This window comes from Actinoplanes sp. NPDC021490 (genome assembly GCF_055562135.1).
The window spans coordinates 155473-170139 of the sequence record NZ_JBVHFW010000014.1; the positions used below are offsets into that span (position 1 = coordinate 155473).

General features: G+C 69.3%; 13 protein-coding genes and 1 pseudogene. 6 read left to right on the top strand and 8 right to left on the bottom strand.

Going from position 1 to position 14667, the window contains the following annotated elements; all coding sequences use genetic code 11:
* Nucleotides 1-3: 3 nt before the first annotated feature.
* Both ACZ3I4_RS32025 and ACZ3I4_RS32030 read right to left on the bottom strand, forming a co-directional pair.
* The gene (locus tag ACZ3I4_RS32025; RefSeq protein ID WP_465385777.1) at nt 4-258 is read right to left on the bottom strand and encodes a hypothetical protein; all 255 of its coding nucleotides are present in this window, start codon (nt 256-258) and stop codon (nt 4-6) included.
* A 125-nt stretch (nt 259-383) separates the two neighbouring features.
* On the bottom strand, nt 384-1205 hold the full coding sequence (locus ACZ3I4_RS32030; protein WP_465385778.1) for a cyclase family protein: 822 nt from the start codon (nt 1203-1205) through the stop codon (nt 384-386).
* A 79-nt stretch (nt 1206-1284) separates the two neighbouring features.
* On the opposite strand from ACZ3I4_RS32030, the gene ACZ3I4_RS32035 reads away from it, so the two are divergent.
* Together ACZ3I4_RS32035 and ACZ3I4_RS32040 are read left to right on the top strand one after the other, a co-directional pair.
* Entirely contained in the window at nt 1285-2250 is a 966-nt protein-coding gene (locus ACZ3I4_RS32035) for an ATP-binding cassette domain-containing protein (RefSeq protein WP_465385779.1), read from the top strand.
* On the top strand, nt 2247-3095 hold the full coding sequence (locus tag ACZ3I4_RS32040; protein ID WP_465385780.1) for an ABC transporter permease: 849 nt from the start codon (nt 2247-2249) through the stop codon (nt 3093-3095). Before ACZ3I4_RS32035 ends, ACZ3I4_RS32040 begins: the two co-directional genes overlap by 4 nt.
* A gap of 1084 nt (nt 3096-4179) precedes the next feature.
* On the opposite strand, the gene ACZ3I4_RS32045 is transcribed toward ACZ3I4_RS32040, so the two are convergent.
* On the bottom strand, nt 4180-5142 hold the full coding sequence (locus ACZ3I4_RS32045; protein ID WP_465385781.1) for an aldo/keto reductase: 963 nt from the start codon (nt 5140-5142) through the stop codon (nt 4180-4182).
* Nucleotides 5143-5271: 129 nt separating this feature from the next.
* Here ACZ3I4_RS32045 and ACZ3I4_RS32050 point away from each other — a divergent pair, with 129 nt between their 5' ends.
* Nucleotides 5272-5823, top strand: coding sequence for a TetR family transcriptional regulator (locus ACZ3I4_RS32050; protein WP_465385782.1), 552 nt, complete (start codon nt 5272-5274; stop codon nt 5821-5823).
* Here the strand turns inward: ACZ3I4_RS32050 and ACZ3I4_RS32055 are convergent.
* Nucleotides 5820-6389 carry a TetR/AcrR family transcriptional regulator gene (locus ACZ3I4_RS32055; RefSeq protein ID WP_465385783.1) on the bottom strand — a complete coding sequence of 190 codons (570 nt, stop codon included), beginning with the start codon at nt 6387-6389 and terminating at the stop codon, nt 5820-5822. The genes ACZ3I4_RS32050 and ACZ3I4_RS32055 overlap by 4 nt on opposite strands.
* 64 nt (nt 6390-6453) lie before the next feature.
* Between ACZ3I4_RS32055 and ACZ3I4_RS32060 the strand changes: the two genes are divergently transcribed.
* Nucleotides 6454-8085 (top strand): FAD-dependent oxidoreductase, encoded by a 1632-nt coding sequence (locus ACZ3I4_RS32060; protein ID WP_465385784.1) that lies wholly within the window; start codon nt 6454-6456, stop codon nt 8083-8085.
* Between the two features lie 218 nt (nt 8086-8303).
* Here ACZ3I4_RS32060 and ACZ3I4_RS32065 read toward each other — a convergent pair whose 3' ends face one another.
* The 4 genes from ACZ3I4_RS32065 to ACZ3I4_RS32080 form a co-directional block, all read right to left on the bottom strand.
* Nucleotides 8304-9017 carry a class I SAM-dependent DNA methyltransferase gene (locus tag ACZ3I4_RS32065; RefSeq protein ID WP_465385785.1) on the bottom strand — a complete coding sequence of 238 codons (714 nt, stop codon included), beginning with the start codon at nt 9015-9017 and terminating at the stop codon, nt 8304-8306.
* 494 nt (nt 9018-9511) lie between these two features.
* Entirely contained in the window at nt 9512-10042 is a 531-nt protein-coding gene (locus ACZ3I4_RS32070) for a dihydrofolate reductase family protein (protein WP_465385786.1), read from the bottom strand.
* Nucleotides 10043-10070: 28 nt separating this feature from the next.
* Nucleotides 10071-10451, bottom strand: a complete 381-nt coding sequence (locus ACZ3I4_RS32075) for a YccF domain-containing protein (protein WP_465385787.1) — start codon at nt 10449-10451, stop codon at nt 10071-10073.
* Nucleotides 10452-10489: 38 nt separating this feature from the next.
* Nucleotides 10490-11227, bottom strand: coding sequence for a mechanosensitive ion channel domain-containing protein (locus ACZ3I4_RS32080; protein WP_465385788.1), 738 nt, complete (start codon nt 11225-11227; stop codon nt 10490-10492).
* Between the two features lie 545 nt (nt 11228-11772).
* Here ACZ3I4_RS32080 and ACZ3I4_RS32085 point away from each other — a divergent pair.
* Nucleotides 11773-12120 (top strand): annotated as a pseudogene (locus ACZ3I4_RS32085) (sulfatase-like hydrolase/transferase); the annotation flags it as partial.
* Nucleotides 12121-12643: 523 nt separating this feature from the next.
* Nucleotides 12644-14467 (top strand): 3-keto-alpha-glucoside-1,2-lyase-like domain-containing protein, encoded by a 1824-nt coding sequence (locus tag ACZ3I4_RS32090; protein ID WP_465385789.1) that lies wholly within the window; start codon nt 12644-12646, stop codon nt 14465-14467.
* The last annotated feature ends 200 nt before the right edge of the window (nt 14468-14667 follow it).

A 14667-nucleotide genomic window follows, 5' to 3' on the forward strand; every position in this document is an offset into this window, starting at 1 on the left:
GGCCTAGGATTTTCGGGCGTCGAGTATCGCGGCCACCGCCGCGACGGTGACGACCGCGCAGGCAAGCAGGACGCCGCGCGCTCCCCAGGCGACCATCGCCACCGAGAGCAGGCCCCAGACGATCCCCGCGGTCACGAGCACGGTGATGAGCACCGGCCGGGGCCAGCGGGGCCAGGGTGCGCGGGACAGGGTGGGGTAATCCGTGGTCAGGCGGGCGACGATGTCGTCGAACTCCCTGCGCTTGTCCTCGGTGCTCATCCCGATCGACCTCCTAGTCGAGCAGTGCTCCCGATCGCACTGTACGTCGGAAGTCTGTCCCCGGGTTCGAAGGATCTTCATGAAACTTCCCGGGGACACCGAATACTCTGCCCTCCGAGCGCCACTCACCAGGTCGCGAAGACCCGGGCCTGCCCTCCCGATCCGTCCTGGTAGGGAACGAGCCCGACGGTCAGCGTGGCCCCGTGCCGCGGGACGCCACCGAGGCCGGCGAGGTTCTCCACCCCGTACCGGTCGGCGCCGGTCAGGGCCAGATGCGTCTCGAAGCCCTCGGAGATGCCGGGATCGATACTCAGCGTGTCCACCCCGAGGCAGCGGATCTTGCGTTTGGCGAGCAGCCACTCGCACGCGTCCACGCTGAATCCCGGGAAGTGCAGGGTGCCCTGGCTGTCCGTGCCCCGATAGGCCGCCACGTCGCCGGCCTTGGCCGCCCATCCGCTGAACAGCAGCACCGAGGCGTTCTTGGGGATCCGGTCGTACCTGCGCTCGTACGCCACCAGGTCGGCCACGGTCACCGCGGTGTCGGGCTCCCGGGCCGCCCGGCGCGCGATGTCGATGACCACGGCGGGCGTGATCAGTTCCTCCAGAGCCAGTTCCTCCGACGTACGCCCCCCGGCGGTGAAGTGGGCCGGTGCGTCCACGTGCGTCCCGAAGTGCTCGAGGATCGTCCATTCCTGCATGTAGTAGCCGTCGGCCGGGATCGAGGTGACCGTGCGGCGGGACGGCTCCTCGCCCGGTTCGAAGGCCGGGAACGACGGCGTCACCACATGGGTGAGGTCCTGCAGGCCGGATCGTCGCCGCGCCGCCTGGGCGGGGGCCGGTGTGGCCACCGCGGTGGCCGTGGCTGCCGCGGTGGCCGTCGCCGCCGCGCCTGCCGTCGCCGCCGCGCCGAGGAGCAGGGAACGGCGGGTCACTCTGTCGACACACATGGTCGCAACCTAACCGCTTCCGGGAAACTGTCATACCCCTCCGCCAAGATGTCATTCAAGCCCAACGGAGGGACTGACCATGAACGCACCGGCCATCGAGACAGCCGGGCTCGTCAAGACGTTCGGAGACAACCGAGCCGTCGACGGGGTCGATCTGACGGTTCCGCCGGGCACGGTCTACGGCCTGCTCGGGCCGAACGGGGCGGGCAAGACCACGGTGGTCCGCATGCTGGCCACGCTGCTGCGTCCCGACGGCGGGGCGGCGCGGGTGTTCGGGCACGACGTGGTGCGCGAGGCCGACGCGGTGCGCAGCCGGGTCAGTCTCACCGGGCAGTACGCGTCGGTCGACGAGGATCTGACCGGCGCGGAAAACCTGGTCCTGCTGGCCCGGCTACTCGGTCATTCCCGGGCGCAGGCGCGGCTGCGGGCCGATCAGCTGCTGGCCGCATTCGGGCTGACCGAGGCGGCCGACCGGCAGGTCAAGAAATACTCGGGCGGCATGCGGCGGCGCATCGACATCGGCGCCAGCATCCTCAACACACCCGATCTGCTGTTCCTCGACGAGCCGACGACCGGGCTCGACCCGCGCAGCCGCAACCAGGTGTGGGACATCGTGCGGATCGTGGTCGCGAACGGCACGACGGTGCTGCTCACGACCCAATATCTCGACGAGGCCGACCAGCTGGCCGGCCGGATCGCGGTGATCGACCACGGCCGGGTGATCGCCGAGGGCACGCCTGGGCAGCTCAAGTCGTCGATCGGCGCGGGCACGATCCACGTGCGGCTGCGTGACGCGGCTCAGCGCCCGGCCGCCGAGCGGATCCTCGCCGAGGTGCTGGGCACGGCCGTTCAGCAGGAGCCCGACCCGGTGGCGCTGAGCGCGCGGGCCGAGGCCGGTGGGTCCGAGCGCGGTGCGGCCGAGCTGGCGTCGCGGGCGCTGGGGCAGCTGGCCGCCGCGGGCATCGTGGTCGACGACTTCTCGCTGGGGCAGCCCAGCCTCGACGAGGTCTTCCTGGCCCTGACCGATCGGAAGGTGGCGGCATGAGCACCACGACGGACACCGAGACGGTTGCCGCCTACGCGCCGTCGAGCGAAACGCTGGGCGCCGTGCTGGCGCGGGCCGACCGGCCCAAACGCCCGAGCGCCCTGTCGGCGTCGCTCACGTTCGGCTGGCGGGCCATCCTCAAGATCAAGCACGTGCCCGAGCAGCTGTTCGACGTGACCGCGTTCCCGATCATCATGACGCTGATGTTCACGTACCTGTTCGGCGGCGCGCTGGCCGGCTCGACGCGCGAATATCTGCAGTTCTTCCTGCCCGGCATCATGGTCACCAGCGTCGTAATGATCACGATGTACACCGGCGTGGGCCTGAACACCGACATCGAGAAGGGCGTCTTCGACCGCTTCCGCACGCTGCCGGTGTGGCGCCCGGCCGCCCTGGTCGGCATGATCTTCGGCGACGTGCTGCGCTACATTCTGGCCGCCACGACCATCATGATCGTGGGCCTGATCCTGGGCTTCCGTCCCGGCGGCGGCGTGCCCGGCGTCCTAGGCGGCATCGCCCTGCTAGTCGTCTTCTCGTTCGCGTTCTCCTGGATCTGGACGATGTTCGGCCTGTTCCTGAGATCCGAGAAGTCGGTAATGGGCGTAAGCATGCTGGTCCTGTTCCCGCTCACATTCCTCAGCAACGTCTTCGTCGACCCCTCCACCATGCCCGGCTGGCTGCAGGCCTTCGTCAACGTCAACCCGGTCTCCCACCTGGTCTCAGCAATCCGCTCCATCATGGCCGGCTCCCCCGACATGCCCGAGATCACGTGGACCCTGATCGCGAGCGCCGCCTTGGTCGCCATCTTCGGCACCCTGACAATGCGTCTCTACAACCGCAAGTAAGAGGCGGCCGCCAACCTGACCAGCACATCCATGGCTCGCGCCTCCCGCCCGACCGGCCGGCAGGCGGAGGCCCGACGCCCGGCCAGCGCCAGCTCGATGGCGTCGCCGCCATCAGTCCTTGCCATCCGGCCCCTGGCGGACGCCCGTGCCGAGTGCGCGGGTTACGGCCATGAGGCCCCTCGCACAACGGCTCGCGCGGTCCCAAGCCGGCGGTTCAACGCACGCAACGTCGTCGCCCGGCGCGCGTTGAGCAGTTCGCCAACCACCGCGCGCGGAACATCCGGTGGCGCACCCATCTCGGCGCCAGCAACGCCAGTTGGGCATCGGGGCGCGGCAATCCCGGACAGCGCCGTGACTCGGCCGTTGACCCTCCGGCCTGAAACCACGTCCCGGGCAGACGGGTCGTGACCCCGGGGGTAGACCTCCAGCTCGAAACCACGTCCCGGTCAGACGGCGTCACGGTCCCGGACCTAGACCTCCAGCTCGAAACCACGCCCCCGGGCAAACGGCCTCACGACCCCGGACCCAGACCTCCAGCCTGAGACCACGCCCCCCGGGCAAACGGCATCGCAATCCCGTGCCTAGACGACCAGCCTGAAACCACGTCCCCGGGCCGACGGCGCCGCGATTCAGGCGTTGACGCTCCGGCCTGAACCAGGTCCGGGGAACGCCGACGCGCTCGGCTAACTGAGCGCTGAGCTGAAGCGCCGATACGGACATCGCGGATGCGCTGACCGATCTCAGCCATCCGGGTGCTCCCCTGTTAGGCGGGAGCTTCCTCTTCGTAGGACAAACATGCGGTCAGACCGCGCTACTCGGCGCCGATCGGGGGGCAGGCCCGGCGCACGCCATGGCGGCCCGCGCGGCCTCTACATCGGCCGCCGAGATCGACGGCACCTCGGGCGCGGGACTGTCTACTTGCGGTTTCGTGGGCCACAACATGCCGCGACCTGCTGAGACTTCCAACGACGGGCGAAGGGCAACAGGTTGGCGCGTTTCGCGGGTCGCGGGGTGGGTGATTGGTCCGACCGCGGAATGACGGGCGGCCCGGCCGCGGATTCGGGCGGGCCGCCCGCCATGGGGCTCAGACCCAGGTGGGGGTGCGGCCGCCGGCGTAGCGTTCGCCGAAGCCGCCGGTCGGTAGGATCTCGTCGATGGCCGCGAGGTCGTCCGGGGTGAGCTTCAGGTCGGCGGCGGCGAAGTTCTCGTCGACGCGGGCGATGCTGCGGGTGCCGGGGATGGGCACGACGTGGTCGCCGCGGGTGAGCAGCCAGGCCAGGGCCAGCTGGGAGACCGTCGCGCCCTTGGTGGCGGCGAGTTCGGTCAGGTGGCGTACGGCTTCCAGGTTCTTCTCGAAGTTGCCGGGTTGCCAGCGGGGGTCGGTGCGGCGTAGGTCGGTCTCGTCGTACTGCTCGGCGGGCTTGGCCGCGCCGGTGAGGAAGCCCCGGCCCAGCGGCGAGTAGGCGACGAAGCCGATGCCGAGCTCGTCGAGCGTCGGGAAGAGCTGTTCGACGTCACGTTCGAACAGCGAATACTCGGTCTGGAGGACCGAGACCGGCTGCACGGCGTGCGCCTTGCGGATGGTCTCCGCCCCGGCCTCGCTCAGCCCGAAATACTTCACCTTGCCGGCGTCGATGAACTCCTTGACGGTGCCGGCGACGTCCTCGATCGGCACCGTCGGGTCGACCCGGTGCTGATACAGCACGTCGATCGTGTCGACCCCGAGGTAGCGCAGGCTGTTGTCGACGACCTCGCGGATGTGGCCGGGCCGGCTGTCGAACCCGAAGTCGCGGGTGAAGCCGAACTTGGTGGCGATGACGATCTCGTCGCGGAAACCGGCGACGGCGCGGCCGACGGCCTTCTCGTTCTCGCCCCACCCGTACAGCTCGGCGGTGTCGAAGAACGTGACGCCGAGCTCGTGGGCCCTGCGGATCGCGGCGATGCCCTGCTGCTCGTCACTCGGGCCGTAGGCGAGGTGCAAACCCATGGCGCCGTAGCCGAGCTCGGAGACGGTCAGGCCCTGCTGTCCTAGCGTCCTCTGCTGCACGACAATCTCCTCTGTACTTACTCCGACATATTTCCGTGCTTGCTCCGCATGGTCGCGGACCAAACCAAACGGTTCGGTTTGACCGTACCGCGCAAGAACGGCCACTGCCACCTGGCTAGGCTTGTGACCATGGACTCCACCGGTGACCGCATCCTCGCCGCGGCCACGGCTGAGTTCTCGCAGTACGGGGTGGCCGGGGCGCGCATCGAGCGCATCGCCAAAAGTGCGCGAACGAGCAAGGAGCGCATCTACGCGTACTTCCGCAGCAAGGAAGCCCTCTATCGGCACATCCTGCGGCAGGAACTGAGCGCGGTGGCCGAGGCGACGCGGATGGATCCGACCGACCTTCCCGAGTACGCGGGACGCATCCACGACTACTTCACGAGTCATCCCGAGCGGTACCGGCTGATGACGTGGGGCCAGATGGAGCCGGCGCCCGGGGACGACCCGATCCGCGACGCCACGACATACAAGCTGGAGAAGCTGCGCCAGGCCCAGAAGGACGGCACGCTCGACCCGGCCTGGGACCCGATCGACATCCTGATCTTCGTGAACCAGATCGCCATGTCATGGGCCGCGCTGCCGGCGCAGGTGCCCGCCGAGCGGCACGACACTTTCCTGTCCGACCGGCGCGCGGCGATCGTGGCGGCGGTCGAGCGACTTTTCCCGGCGGCCCCCTAGCGTTCGCCGGCGGGCAGCAGCAGATCGAGCAACTTCGCGCAGTCCTCGTCGGTCGCGGCGCCCTGGTGGGTCTGGTCCCACAGCACGACGCCGTAGAACGCCAGATGAGCGATCAGTTGCGCGTCTTGCACGTTTGCGCGTTCGAGCACCCGCCGGAACGGGGCGATCGCGCGCGCAGCCGACGACGACATGAGCTCGGTCAGTTCACCCGCGCCGCCGGCCCGGACAGCTTCGATCATCGCGCGCCCCTCGGGCCGGGCCGAATTGTCGCGGATGGCCAGCACGAGCGCGAGCAGGTCACCGCGCAGCGAACCGGTGTCCGGGTCGGTGTCGTACTCCGCCAGCAGCGGCTCGACGACCGCGGCGAGCAGCGCGGCCTTCGTCGGCCAACGGCGGTAGATGGTCGTGCGATTGACACCGGCCGCCTTGGCGACGCCGTCAATCGTCAGTCCGCCGAACCCGACGCGCGCAAGTTCGGACAGTGTCGCCGCGCGCACACTTTCGACCACCTGAACACTGCGCGGACCTTGCTGCAGACCACGCGTACGCCGTACGGGCTGAGTCATGCCCCCATTCTCTCAATGGCAACAGGCCGTTGCCTTTTGCGGGTGAGGAGCCTAGCGTCGTGCCATGGACGTGGACTTCGTGGTGGTGGGCTCCGGAACGGGCATGCTGGCGGCGCTCGCCGCCGCCGAGGCCGGGATGTCCGTGCTGATCGTCGAGAAATCGCGCTACTTCGGCGGCTCGACCGCACTCTCCGGTGGCGGTTTCTGGGTGCCCGGCAACGCGTTGCTGCGCGAGGCCGGCGTGGCCGACTCCGCGTCGCGCGCTCGTGAATACCTGCGCAATGTGACCGCCGGCGAGACCCCCGAGGAGCGCTGGCAGACGCACCTCACGCACGGTCCGGCGGCCGTCGACCTCCTGCGGCGCCGCACCCCGCTGCGGTTCCAGTGGATGACCGGCTACGCCGACTACTTCCCCGAGCTGCCCGGCGGTTCGGCGACCGGCCGCGCGATGGAGCCGAAACCTTTCGACGTACGCCGGCTGGGCGCCGACCGCGCACGCCTGCGCCCGCCCGCTCTGGACGCGCCCTTCCCGATGCCCGTTTCCGGCCGCACGTACAAGTGGCTGAATCTCGTGGCCCGCCACCCGCGCGGCATCGTCACCGGCGTCCACCTGCTCGGCCTGGGTCTGGGCGGCCTGGCGATCCGCCGCGAATACGTGGCCGGCGGCGGCGCCCTGGCCGCGGGCCTGTTCGCCGGCGTGCGCGCGGCCAAGATCCCGGTGTGGTTCGAGTCCCCGCTGAAGGATCTCGTGATCGAGAACGGCCGGGTCACCGGTGTCGTGGTCACCAGAGACGGAGAAGACATCACCGTACGGGCATCGCGTGGTGTTCTGCTGTCGGCCGGCGGTTTCGACCGCAACCGGGCGCTGCGGCACCAGCACCAGTCCGGTCAGCTCGACACCGAGTGGAGCCTGGGCAACCCCGAGAACACCGGCGACGTGCTCCCGATCGCCCAAGCGGCCGGCGCCGACCTAGCCTTCATGAACGAGGCATGGTGGTTCCCGGCCGTGCCGGCGCCGGGACCGATGCCCGGTCCGCTGCTGGCCGAACGCTCGCTGCCCGGCCAGATCATCGTCGACCAGCAGGGCCGCCGTTTCATGAACGAGGCCGTCAACTACATGACCGCGGGCCAGATCCTGATCCAGCAGCAGTTGCCGGTGTGGATGGTCTTCGACCAGCGCTACCGCAACCGGTACGTCTTCGGCGGCGGCGTCTTCCCCCGGCAGCCCCTCCCCCAGGCTTGGTACGACGCCGGCGTGGCGGCGAAGGCCGGAACGCTGGAGGACCTGTCCAGGCAGCTGGGCCTGACCGAGCTGCCGGCCACCGTCGAACGCTTCAACGCGCAGGCCGAGGCCGGCCGGGACGACGACTTCCACCGGGGCGACAGCGCCTACGACCGCTACTACGGCGACCCGACCATCCGGCCCAACCCGTGCCTGGGCCCGCTCGACCAGGCCCCGTTCTACGCCGTCCAGGTCGTTCCCGGCGACCTCGGCACCTGCGGCGGAATCCGCGCCGACGGCCTCGGACGGGCCTTGCGCGCCGACGGCAGCGCGATCGAGGGCCTGTACGCCACCGGAAACGCGGCCGGGAACGCCTTCGGCCGCGTGTATCCCGGCCCGGGAGCCACTATCGGCCAGGGTTTGAGCTTCGGCTACACGGCCGCCCGGCACGCGGCCGGCAAGCTGGCCACGTAGGCCCAGGGCCACGGCGGCCGCCCAGGTCACCGGGGCGATGGTCGCCCTCCTCCGCCGACGCTCGCTGCTACTGAGCGCGGCAGGCGAGGGTCTGCCAGCAACGCGGTGTGCCGCCACGGCACCACCGACGCCCGCTGACCGCGCTACCGAGCGCGGCACGCGAGCATCAACCGCAACGCCACGTGCCATAGCGGCGCCACCGACGCCCGCCGACCGCGCTACTGAGCGCGGCGAGCCAGGATGAGCCAGCAACGCGGTGTGCCGTCGCGGCGGCGGCCCATTGCGGCCAAGGCCTCGGTGTCGACGGTGAAGCCGGCGGCGGCAAGGTCCTTTTCGAGCGCTCGGATGGGCGTCGTCCGGTAGTACATGACGAACGGTGGCCGCCAGACGGCGTTGCGCACGCGCATGACTCCGTCAAAACCGAGCAGGACCCAATGCGCGATCGAGGTCATCGGTGGGGGTTCGCCGATCGCGATGGCGAACAGCCCGCCGGGACGCAGGGCGCGGTGAACACCTTCGAACAACGCCGGGCGTTCGGCGGGCAGGAAGTGTCCGAGCGCGCCGAAGCTGACGGCCAGGTCGAAGCCCTGGTCGAACGGCAGAGCGCGCACATCCGCGCGCACCAAGGTGGCTTCCGGATGCGCGTTTCGTGCCTGAGCGAGCATTCCCGCGCTGAAGTCGACACCGGTGATCGGCCCTCGGCAGACCGCGCGCAGGACCATGAGACCCGCGCCGGTGCCGCAGCACACGTCCAGCCCGGACTCGAACGGCCCCAGCTCGGCCAGCGCCTCGGCCGTGGCCTCGAGGATGCCCTCCGGCGTCCGGAACGGGGTGTGGTCGAACTTCGGCGCCAGCAGGTCGTAGCCGCGCTCAACCGACGACAACGCCTGAACGGTCAGTTCGCGCAGCGACGGACCCCAGGGCGAGAACACCGCCCGAGCCTACCGCTACCCACCACCAGCGGCCGACGCGCCCGAATGAGCCCGACGACGACGTCTTCGCGGCCGGGGCCGAAGGGCTGGGCGCGCCGCGCGAGAGCGGCATGGCCACCCCCGACGTGATCCTGGCGCTCGAAGAGGTCCGCGCATGACGTGACAGTCAGGACCAGGCGGCGCCGAGCCACCCAGCACGCGCACGGCGAGGCCGCCCGCCGGTGACGCTGCGCCGCTGTCGGCTTGGACCAGAAGAGCTGGACCTGCCGGTTGGCCTGGCCCGCGTACACGAACAGCAACGCGCATCCGGCCAGCGCCCTGGGCCGGAGCCGCGGCGTCCAGCCCGCCGTCCGGGTGCTGATGGTCACCGCCTTCCGCCGCGCGGTGCCCGCAGAACCGGCGAGGCCGGGCAAACCTCGTGGCGCCGCTCGACGGCGGCTTTCACGAAGAGTTTCTATGTCGAGTTGTGCCGGGCCCGGCCCCGGATGCGGCCGCTACCGCTGCACCTCGTAGTCGAGGAGCAGCCCACCCGACGAGGTCGACCGTGAGCGCAGCAGCTGCAGTTTGGTCAGCGCGCCCTCTTCGAACAGCTTGCGCCCGCTGCCTGCGACGACCGGATACACGACCAGGCTGATCCGGTCGACGAGCCCGGCGGCCAGGAGCGAGCGCGCGAGGGCAACGCTTCCGTGCACGCCGATGTCGCCGCCCGGCTGCGACTTGAGCGTTCGGACAACATCGAGCGACGACACGATGCGCGAAGCTGTCCACTCGACGGACAGCGGCGACGATGTGAACACGTACTTGGGAACGCTGTTGATGAAGCCGGCGAACGGCTGCATGTCCGACTCCGGCCAGTAGGGCGCCCATTCGTCGTACTGTCCCCGGCCGAGCAGCACGGCGTCCTGGCGACCGATCACCTCGCCGAGGTTGGCGTGCATGTCGGCGTCGAATTCGAACACGAAGTGGTCGGGGCTCTCGGCCACGCCGTCCAGCGACATCAGGGTGTAGAGCACAACGTTTCGCATGCCGGTCAGACCGGACGCGCGGACATAACTAATCGGTGAGGTCGACGATTTCTCGCCCCAGGGGCCAGAAGGCGACCGGGACCAGTTTGAAGTTCGCGATGCCGAACGGGATGCCGATGATGGTCACGCATTGCGCGATGCCGGCCACGATGTGCGTGAGGGCGAGCCACCAGCCGGCCACGATCACCCAGATGATGTTGCCGGCGCCCGAGGCCACGTTGATGCCGGGGCGGCTGACGACCGTGCGCCCGAACGGCCACAACGAATAGACCGCGAGCCGCAGCGAGGCGATCCCGAACGGGATGGTCACGATAAGCGCGAAGCAGATGAGGGCGGCCAGGCCGTAGCCGATCGCGAGAACGAAACCGCTGCCGAAGATGAACCAGAGGACGTTCAGTATCAGTCGCACAGATCAAGCATGACCGGTGCGATCAACCGGGCCGCCGGTCATTCCTCGTTGTTCTTGCGGTTCGAGTCGTCGGCCGTCTCCGCGATCGCCGTGGCGGTGGCCAGCGCGGCCGCGTTCTGATCGGGTGGCACGGGATCGCCGGGGTCAGCCGGCTGATCGTCGGGCTCGCCGTCAGAGGGGCCGACCGCCGAGGCGAGCAGGGCCGAATTCGGAATGTTGAGCGGCCCCTCGGCCGTGTCGAGAACCGTGTAGAGCAGACCGGCCGAAATGATGGTGCCGTAATGCGGCCCGCCGATCGCGCCGGACAGAACGCGCACCTGCTGCCCCGGAATGTACGGTCGCGAGAACAGCAGCACGAGCCCCGCGAACAGATTGCTCAGAACCGGCTGAGCGGCCAGACCGAGAATGACCCCGGTGACCGCGCCGCCGACGAGCAGATGTTCCAGCCCGACGCCGAGCAGGTCGCACACCGCGAACACGGCGATCAGATAGCCACCGAGCAGAACGAGCAGACGGAGCGGCGTGGCGGCCGAGACGCCCGCTCGGGCCTGCACGATCCTGTGCACCTCACGCGCGGCTGTGCGGCTGGCCAGAATGCCGGCCACCGCGACCACGATCGCGCATCCATAAGCCACCAGCCGATCACGCAAGGCCATCGACTTGATGTCGCCGGCCTGACTCCCGACGATCAGCGCGGCCAGCGCGATCAGCCCGAACACCACCGCCTTGCGGAAGTCGGGACGGACATGCTGTTCCAGCAGCGGCACTCCGAACATGGTGACGCGATCCTATCGGGGCCGCGACGGGCTCCGAGGGCCGCCTCCAAACGTCCGACTGTTTCCCGGAACTTTCGGCAAATTCACGCCCATTATCCCGTACGAGTGTTGGTCCCGAAACAAATCCCCGAGGGGCTGAACGGCTCTGAGCAGCGAAAAGCCCCCCACCCACACCGAAGAGTTTCCGTAACCTTCCGGAACTTGTTGACATCGCGAGGCGACCGCAACAGGATGGATTTCATCGACGGACCTCGAACTCCGCCGACCCGGGCCCCGCAAAGGCCCCGGCTTGTCGACGTCGTCCCCGCCGGACGCCGACCGGCAATTCCGCGCTGCGACGGCGCCGTCGTGCGGTGGCCTCCACCCTTGGCCACCGAATCCGCCACGCCGGCGTCGTCGCTCGCGCCCCTTTCACGTTCCTCGTACGCGGCCCTGATCCCCACTTGTCCACCGCTGCCTACCGTCCGGCCGATGGAGATTTCCCTGTCCCGCGCCGGGACGGTGCTCGGCTCCGTCGTTTTGCTGGCCGGCATCACCGCGGGCGCGTGCGCGGGACCCGGATCCGAGCCGGGCGACGCCCCGGCCTGGCTGGCCGCGCGGGCACCGCTGAACCGGCAGGAAGCGCACCGCGCTCGATCAGGCCTACCGCAAGCGGGCCCAGTCGGTGCTGTCGATCGACCGGATGCTCGGCAATCTCCGGCACACGCCGGACGGTTGTCGTCTTCTGCTCGGACAACGGCTTCCATCTGGCCGAACACCGGCTGACCGCGGGCAAGCAGACCGCCTTCGACCACGACGTCCACGTGCAGCTGGTGGTGGCCGGGCCGGACGTCCGCGCGGGAGCAACCGTGGACGCCGTGGTGCAGAACATCGACCTGCGACCCACGTTCGAGGAGCTCGGCGGGGTGACGCCGGCCCGGACGTCGACGGCCGCAGCCTGGTCCCGCTGCTGGGCGACGGGCGCGCGGACGACTCGGGCTGATCGAGCACCACGGTCCCGGCCAGGCCGCGGACGACCCCGACAAGCAGACGCCGGCCAACGCCGCGCTGCACTGGCCGGCCTTCACCTATGTCGAGCACGAGAACGGCGGCCGGGAGTACTACGACCGGACCACCGATCCGCACGAGCTGACCAACACGGCCGAACGGTTCGCACCGGCCCGGATCGCGGAACTGAGCGCCACCCTGCGGCGACTGCGAACCTGCCGAGGAGCGGCCACTTGCGGGCGGTAAGAGATCAATTCCGCGCGGCTGCAACAAACCTGCAAATGGAATTTATTGACCGGCGTATATGGGCGGTGCAATTCTTCAGTTCGGTCCACCGTCCTGGACGACTGCAAATAGCGGCCCCTCTTTTGCCGTCATCGCGTCCGGACCGCAATGGCGTCGTCCATTTTGCGTCAAGGAGAACAATCCATGCCACCCTCCCCACGTGCCCGCCGCGGCCTGCTCGCGGCCGGCCTGACCGGACTGGTCACGGCCGGTCTGGTCGTCTCCGTGACCACCGCCGAGGCGGCCACCGTCTTCTCGGCCGACTTCGAGTCGGGCACCAGCGGCTGGTCGAAGTCGGGCGGCACCTGGTCGGTCGTTTCCGACGGATCGCAGGCGCTGCAGCAGTCCGACAACGGCAGCGAGCGGGCCCGCCAGTTCGCGGGCGACACCAGCTGGACGAACTATTCGGTGCAGGCCCGCGTCAAGGCGACCTCGTTCGGTTCCACCGCCGGCGTGGTCGCGCTGACCGCCCGCGCCGCCGGGGCGACCCGGATGTACCGGCTGTCGCTGACCGGCGCCAACCGGGTGCAGCTGGAGGCGATGAGCGGCAGCACGATCAAGGTGCTCGGCAGCCTCAGCCAGTCGATCTCGACCAGCACCTGGTACACGCTGCGGCTCAACGTCAGCGGGAGCACGATCAGCGGAACGGTCAACGGGGCGAGCGTCGGCTCGGCCACCGACGCGTCGATCGCGGCCGGGCGGATCGGGCTGCTCACCGAATCCGCCTCGGGCCGCTTCGACGACGTGATCGTGGACGATGCGGGCGGCACGACGCCCACCACCCCGCCCGCCACCACGCCGCCGACGACTCCCCCGGCCACCACCCCGCCACCGACCACTCCGCCACCGACGACCCCGCCGCCCACCACGCCTCCGCCCACAAGCGGCGCCCTCTACGTCGCTCCCAACGGCAGCGCCTCGGCCGACGGCACACTGGCCAATCCGACGACGCTGGCTAGCGCGATCACCCGCGTCGCGGCGGGCGGCACCATCTATCTGCGCGGCGGAACCTATTCGTTCGCGCAGACGGTCACGATCGCGGCCGGCAACAACGGAACTTCGAACGCCCGGAAGAAGCTCACCGCGTACGCGGGGGAAGTGCCGATTCTGAACTTTGCCGCTCAGACCGAGGACCCGGCCAATCGCGGGCTCGCCGTGAACGGAAACTATTGGCACCTGTACGGCATCGTGGTCGAACGGGCCGGCGACAACGGCATCTTCGTGGGCGGCAGCAACAACATTTTCGAGCGTACGATCACGCGTTTCAACCGGGACAGCGGCTTGCAGATCTCGCGCGCCGCCTCGGACACGCCGCAGGCTCAATGGCCGGCGAACAATCTCGTGCTGAGCGCGGAGTCGCACGACAACGCCGATTCGGACGGCGAGGACGCGGACGGTTTCGCGGCCAAGCTGACGGTCGGCAGCGGCAACACGTTCCGGTACGCGGTGTCGCACAACAACATCGACGACGGCTGGGATCTGTACACGAAGACCGACACCGGCCCGATCGGTCCGGTCACGATCGAGGATTCGCTCGCCTACAACAACGGCACGCTGTCGAACGGCGGACAGGCCGGCAACGGTGACCGCAACGGTTTCAAGCTGGGCGGCGAGGACATCGGCGTCAACCACACGATCCGCCGCAACATCGCCTACAAGAACGGCAAGCACGGGTTCACGTACAACCGGAACCTGGGCACGATGACCATTTCCAACAATGTGAGCATCGACAACACCGAGCGGAACTTCTCGTTCGACGGCGGCACGTCGGTGTTCCGCAGCAACACGTCGTGTCGTTTCGCGAGCGGCTCGAACGACAAGATCGTCGGCAACAGCGACAGCTCGAACCAGTTCTGGAGCGGAACGAACGGTTCCCGATGCTCGACCATGAGCGGCGCGCTCACCTGGTCGTTCGCATCGGACGGCCGGCTGGTCGTGAGCCTCGGGGGCCGGGTGGTCAACCCGTAACGCAGCGCACCCCCTTCTCGACCAGGACCCGATGCACCTCGGGATCGTTGTCGAGGCAGCCGCCGGCCCGGACTGTCAGGTTGAGGTCCCGGTCGGCGGCTTCGCGCGGTTGCCGGCCACCACCGCCCTTCAGCGGGCGCTCGTGGCGGCGTTCCTCATTGTCGTGTTCTCCTCGTGGAGTCAGCGGGCCCACCTGTGTC

What these genes read in the sequence shown, in the direction of transcription:
- ACZ3I4_RS32025 (WP_465385777.1), bottom strand. Translation starts at nt 258, where the DNA reads ATGAGCACCGAGGACAAGCGCAGGGAGTTCGACGACATCGTCGCCCGC.
- ACZ3I4_RS32030 (WP_465385778.1), bottom strand. Translation starts at nt 1,205, where the DNA reads ATGTGTGTCGACAGAGTGACCCGCCGTTCCCTGCTCCTCGGCGCGGCG.
- ACZ3I4_RS32035 (WP_465385779.1), top strand. Translation starts at nt 1,285, where the DNA reads ATGAACGCACCGGCCATCGAGACAGCCGGGCTCGTCAAGACGTTCGGA.
- ACZ3I4_RS32040 (WP_465385780.1), top strand. Translation starts at nt 2,247, where the DNA reads ATGAGCACCACGACGGACACCGAGACGGTTGCCGCCTACGCGCCGTCG.
- ACZ3I4_RS32050 (WP_465385782.1), top strand. Translation starts at nt 5,272, where the DNA reads ATGGACTCCACCGGTGACCGCATCCTCGCCGCGGCCACGGCTGAGTTC.
- ACZ3I4_RS32055 (WP_465385783.1), bottom strand. Translation starts at nt 6,389, where the DNA reads ATGACTCAGCCCGTACGGCGTACGCGTGGTCTGCAGCAAGGTCCGCGC.
- ACZ3I4_RS32060 (WP_465385784.1), top strand. Translation starts at nt 6,454, where the DNA reads ATGGACGTGGACTTCGTGGTGGTGGGCTCCGGAACGGGCATGCTGGCG.
- ACZ3I4_RS32070 (WP_465385786.1), bottom strand. Translation starts at nt 10,042, where the DNA reads ATGCGAAACGTTGTGCTCTACACCCTGATGTCGCTGGACGGCGTGGCC.
- ACZ3I4_RS32080 (WP_465385788.1), bottom strand. Translation starts at nt 11,227, where the DNA reads ATGTTCGGAGTGCCGCTGCTGGAACAGCATGTCCGTCCCGACTTCCGC.
- ACZ3I4_RS32090 (WP_465385789.1), top strand. Translation starts at nt 12,644, where the DNA reads ATGCCACCCTCCCCACGTGCCCGCCGCGGCCTGCTCGCGGCCGGCCTG.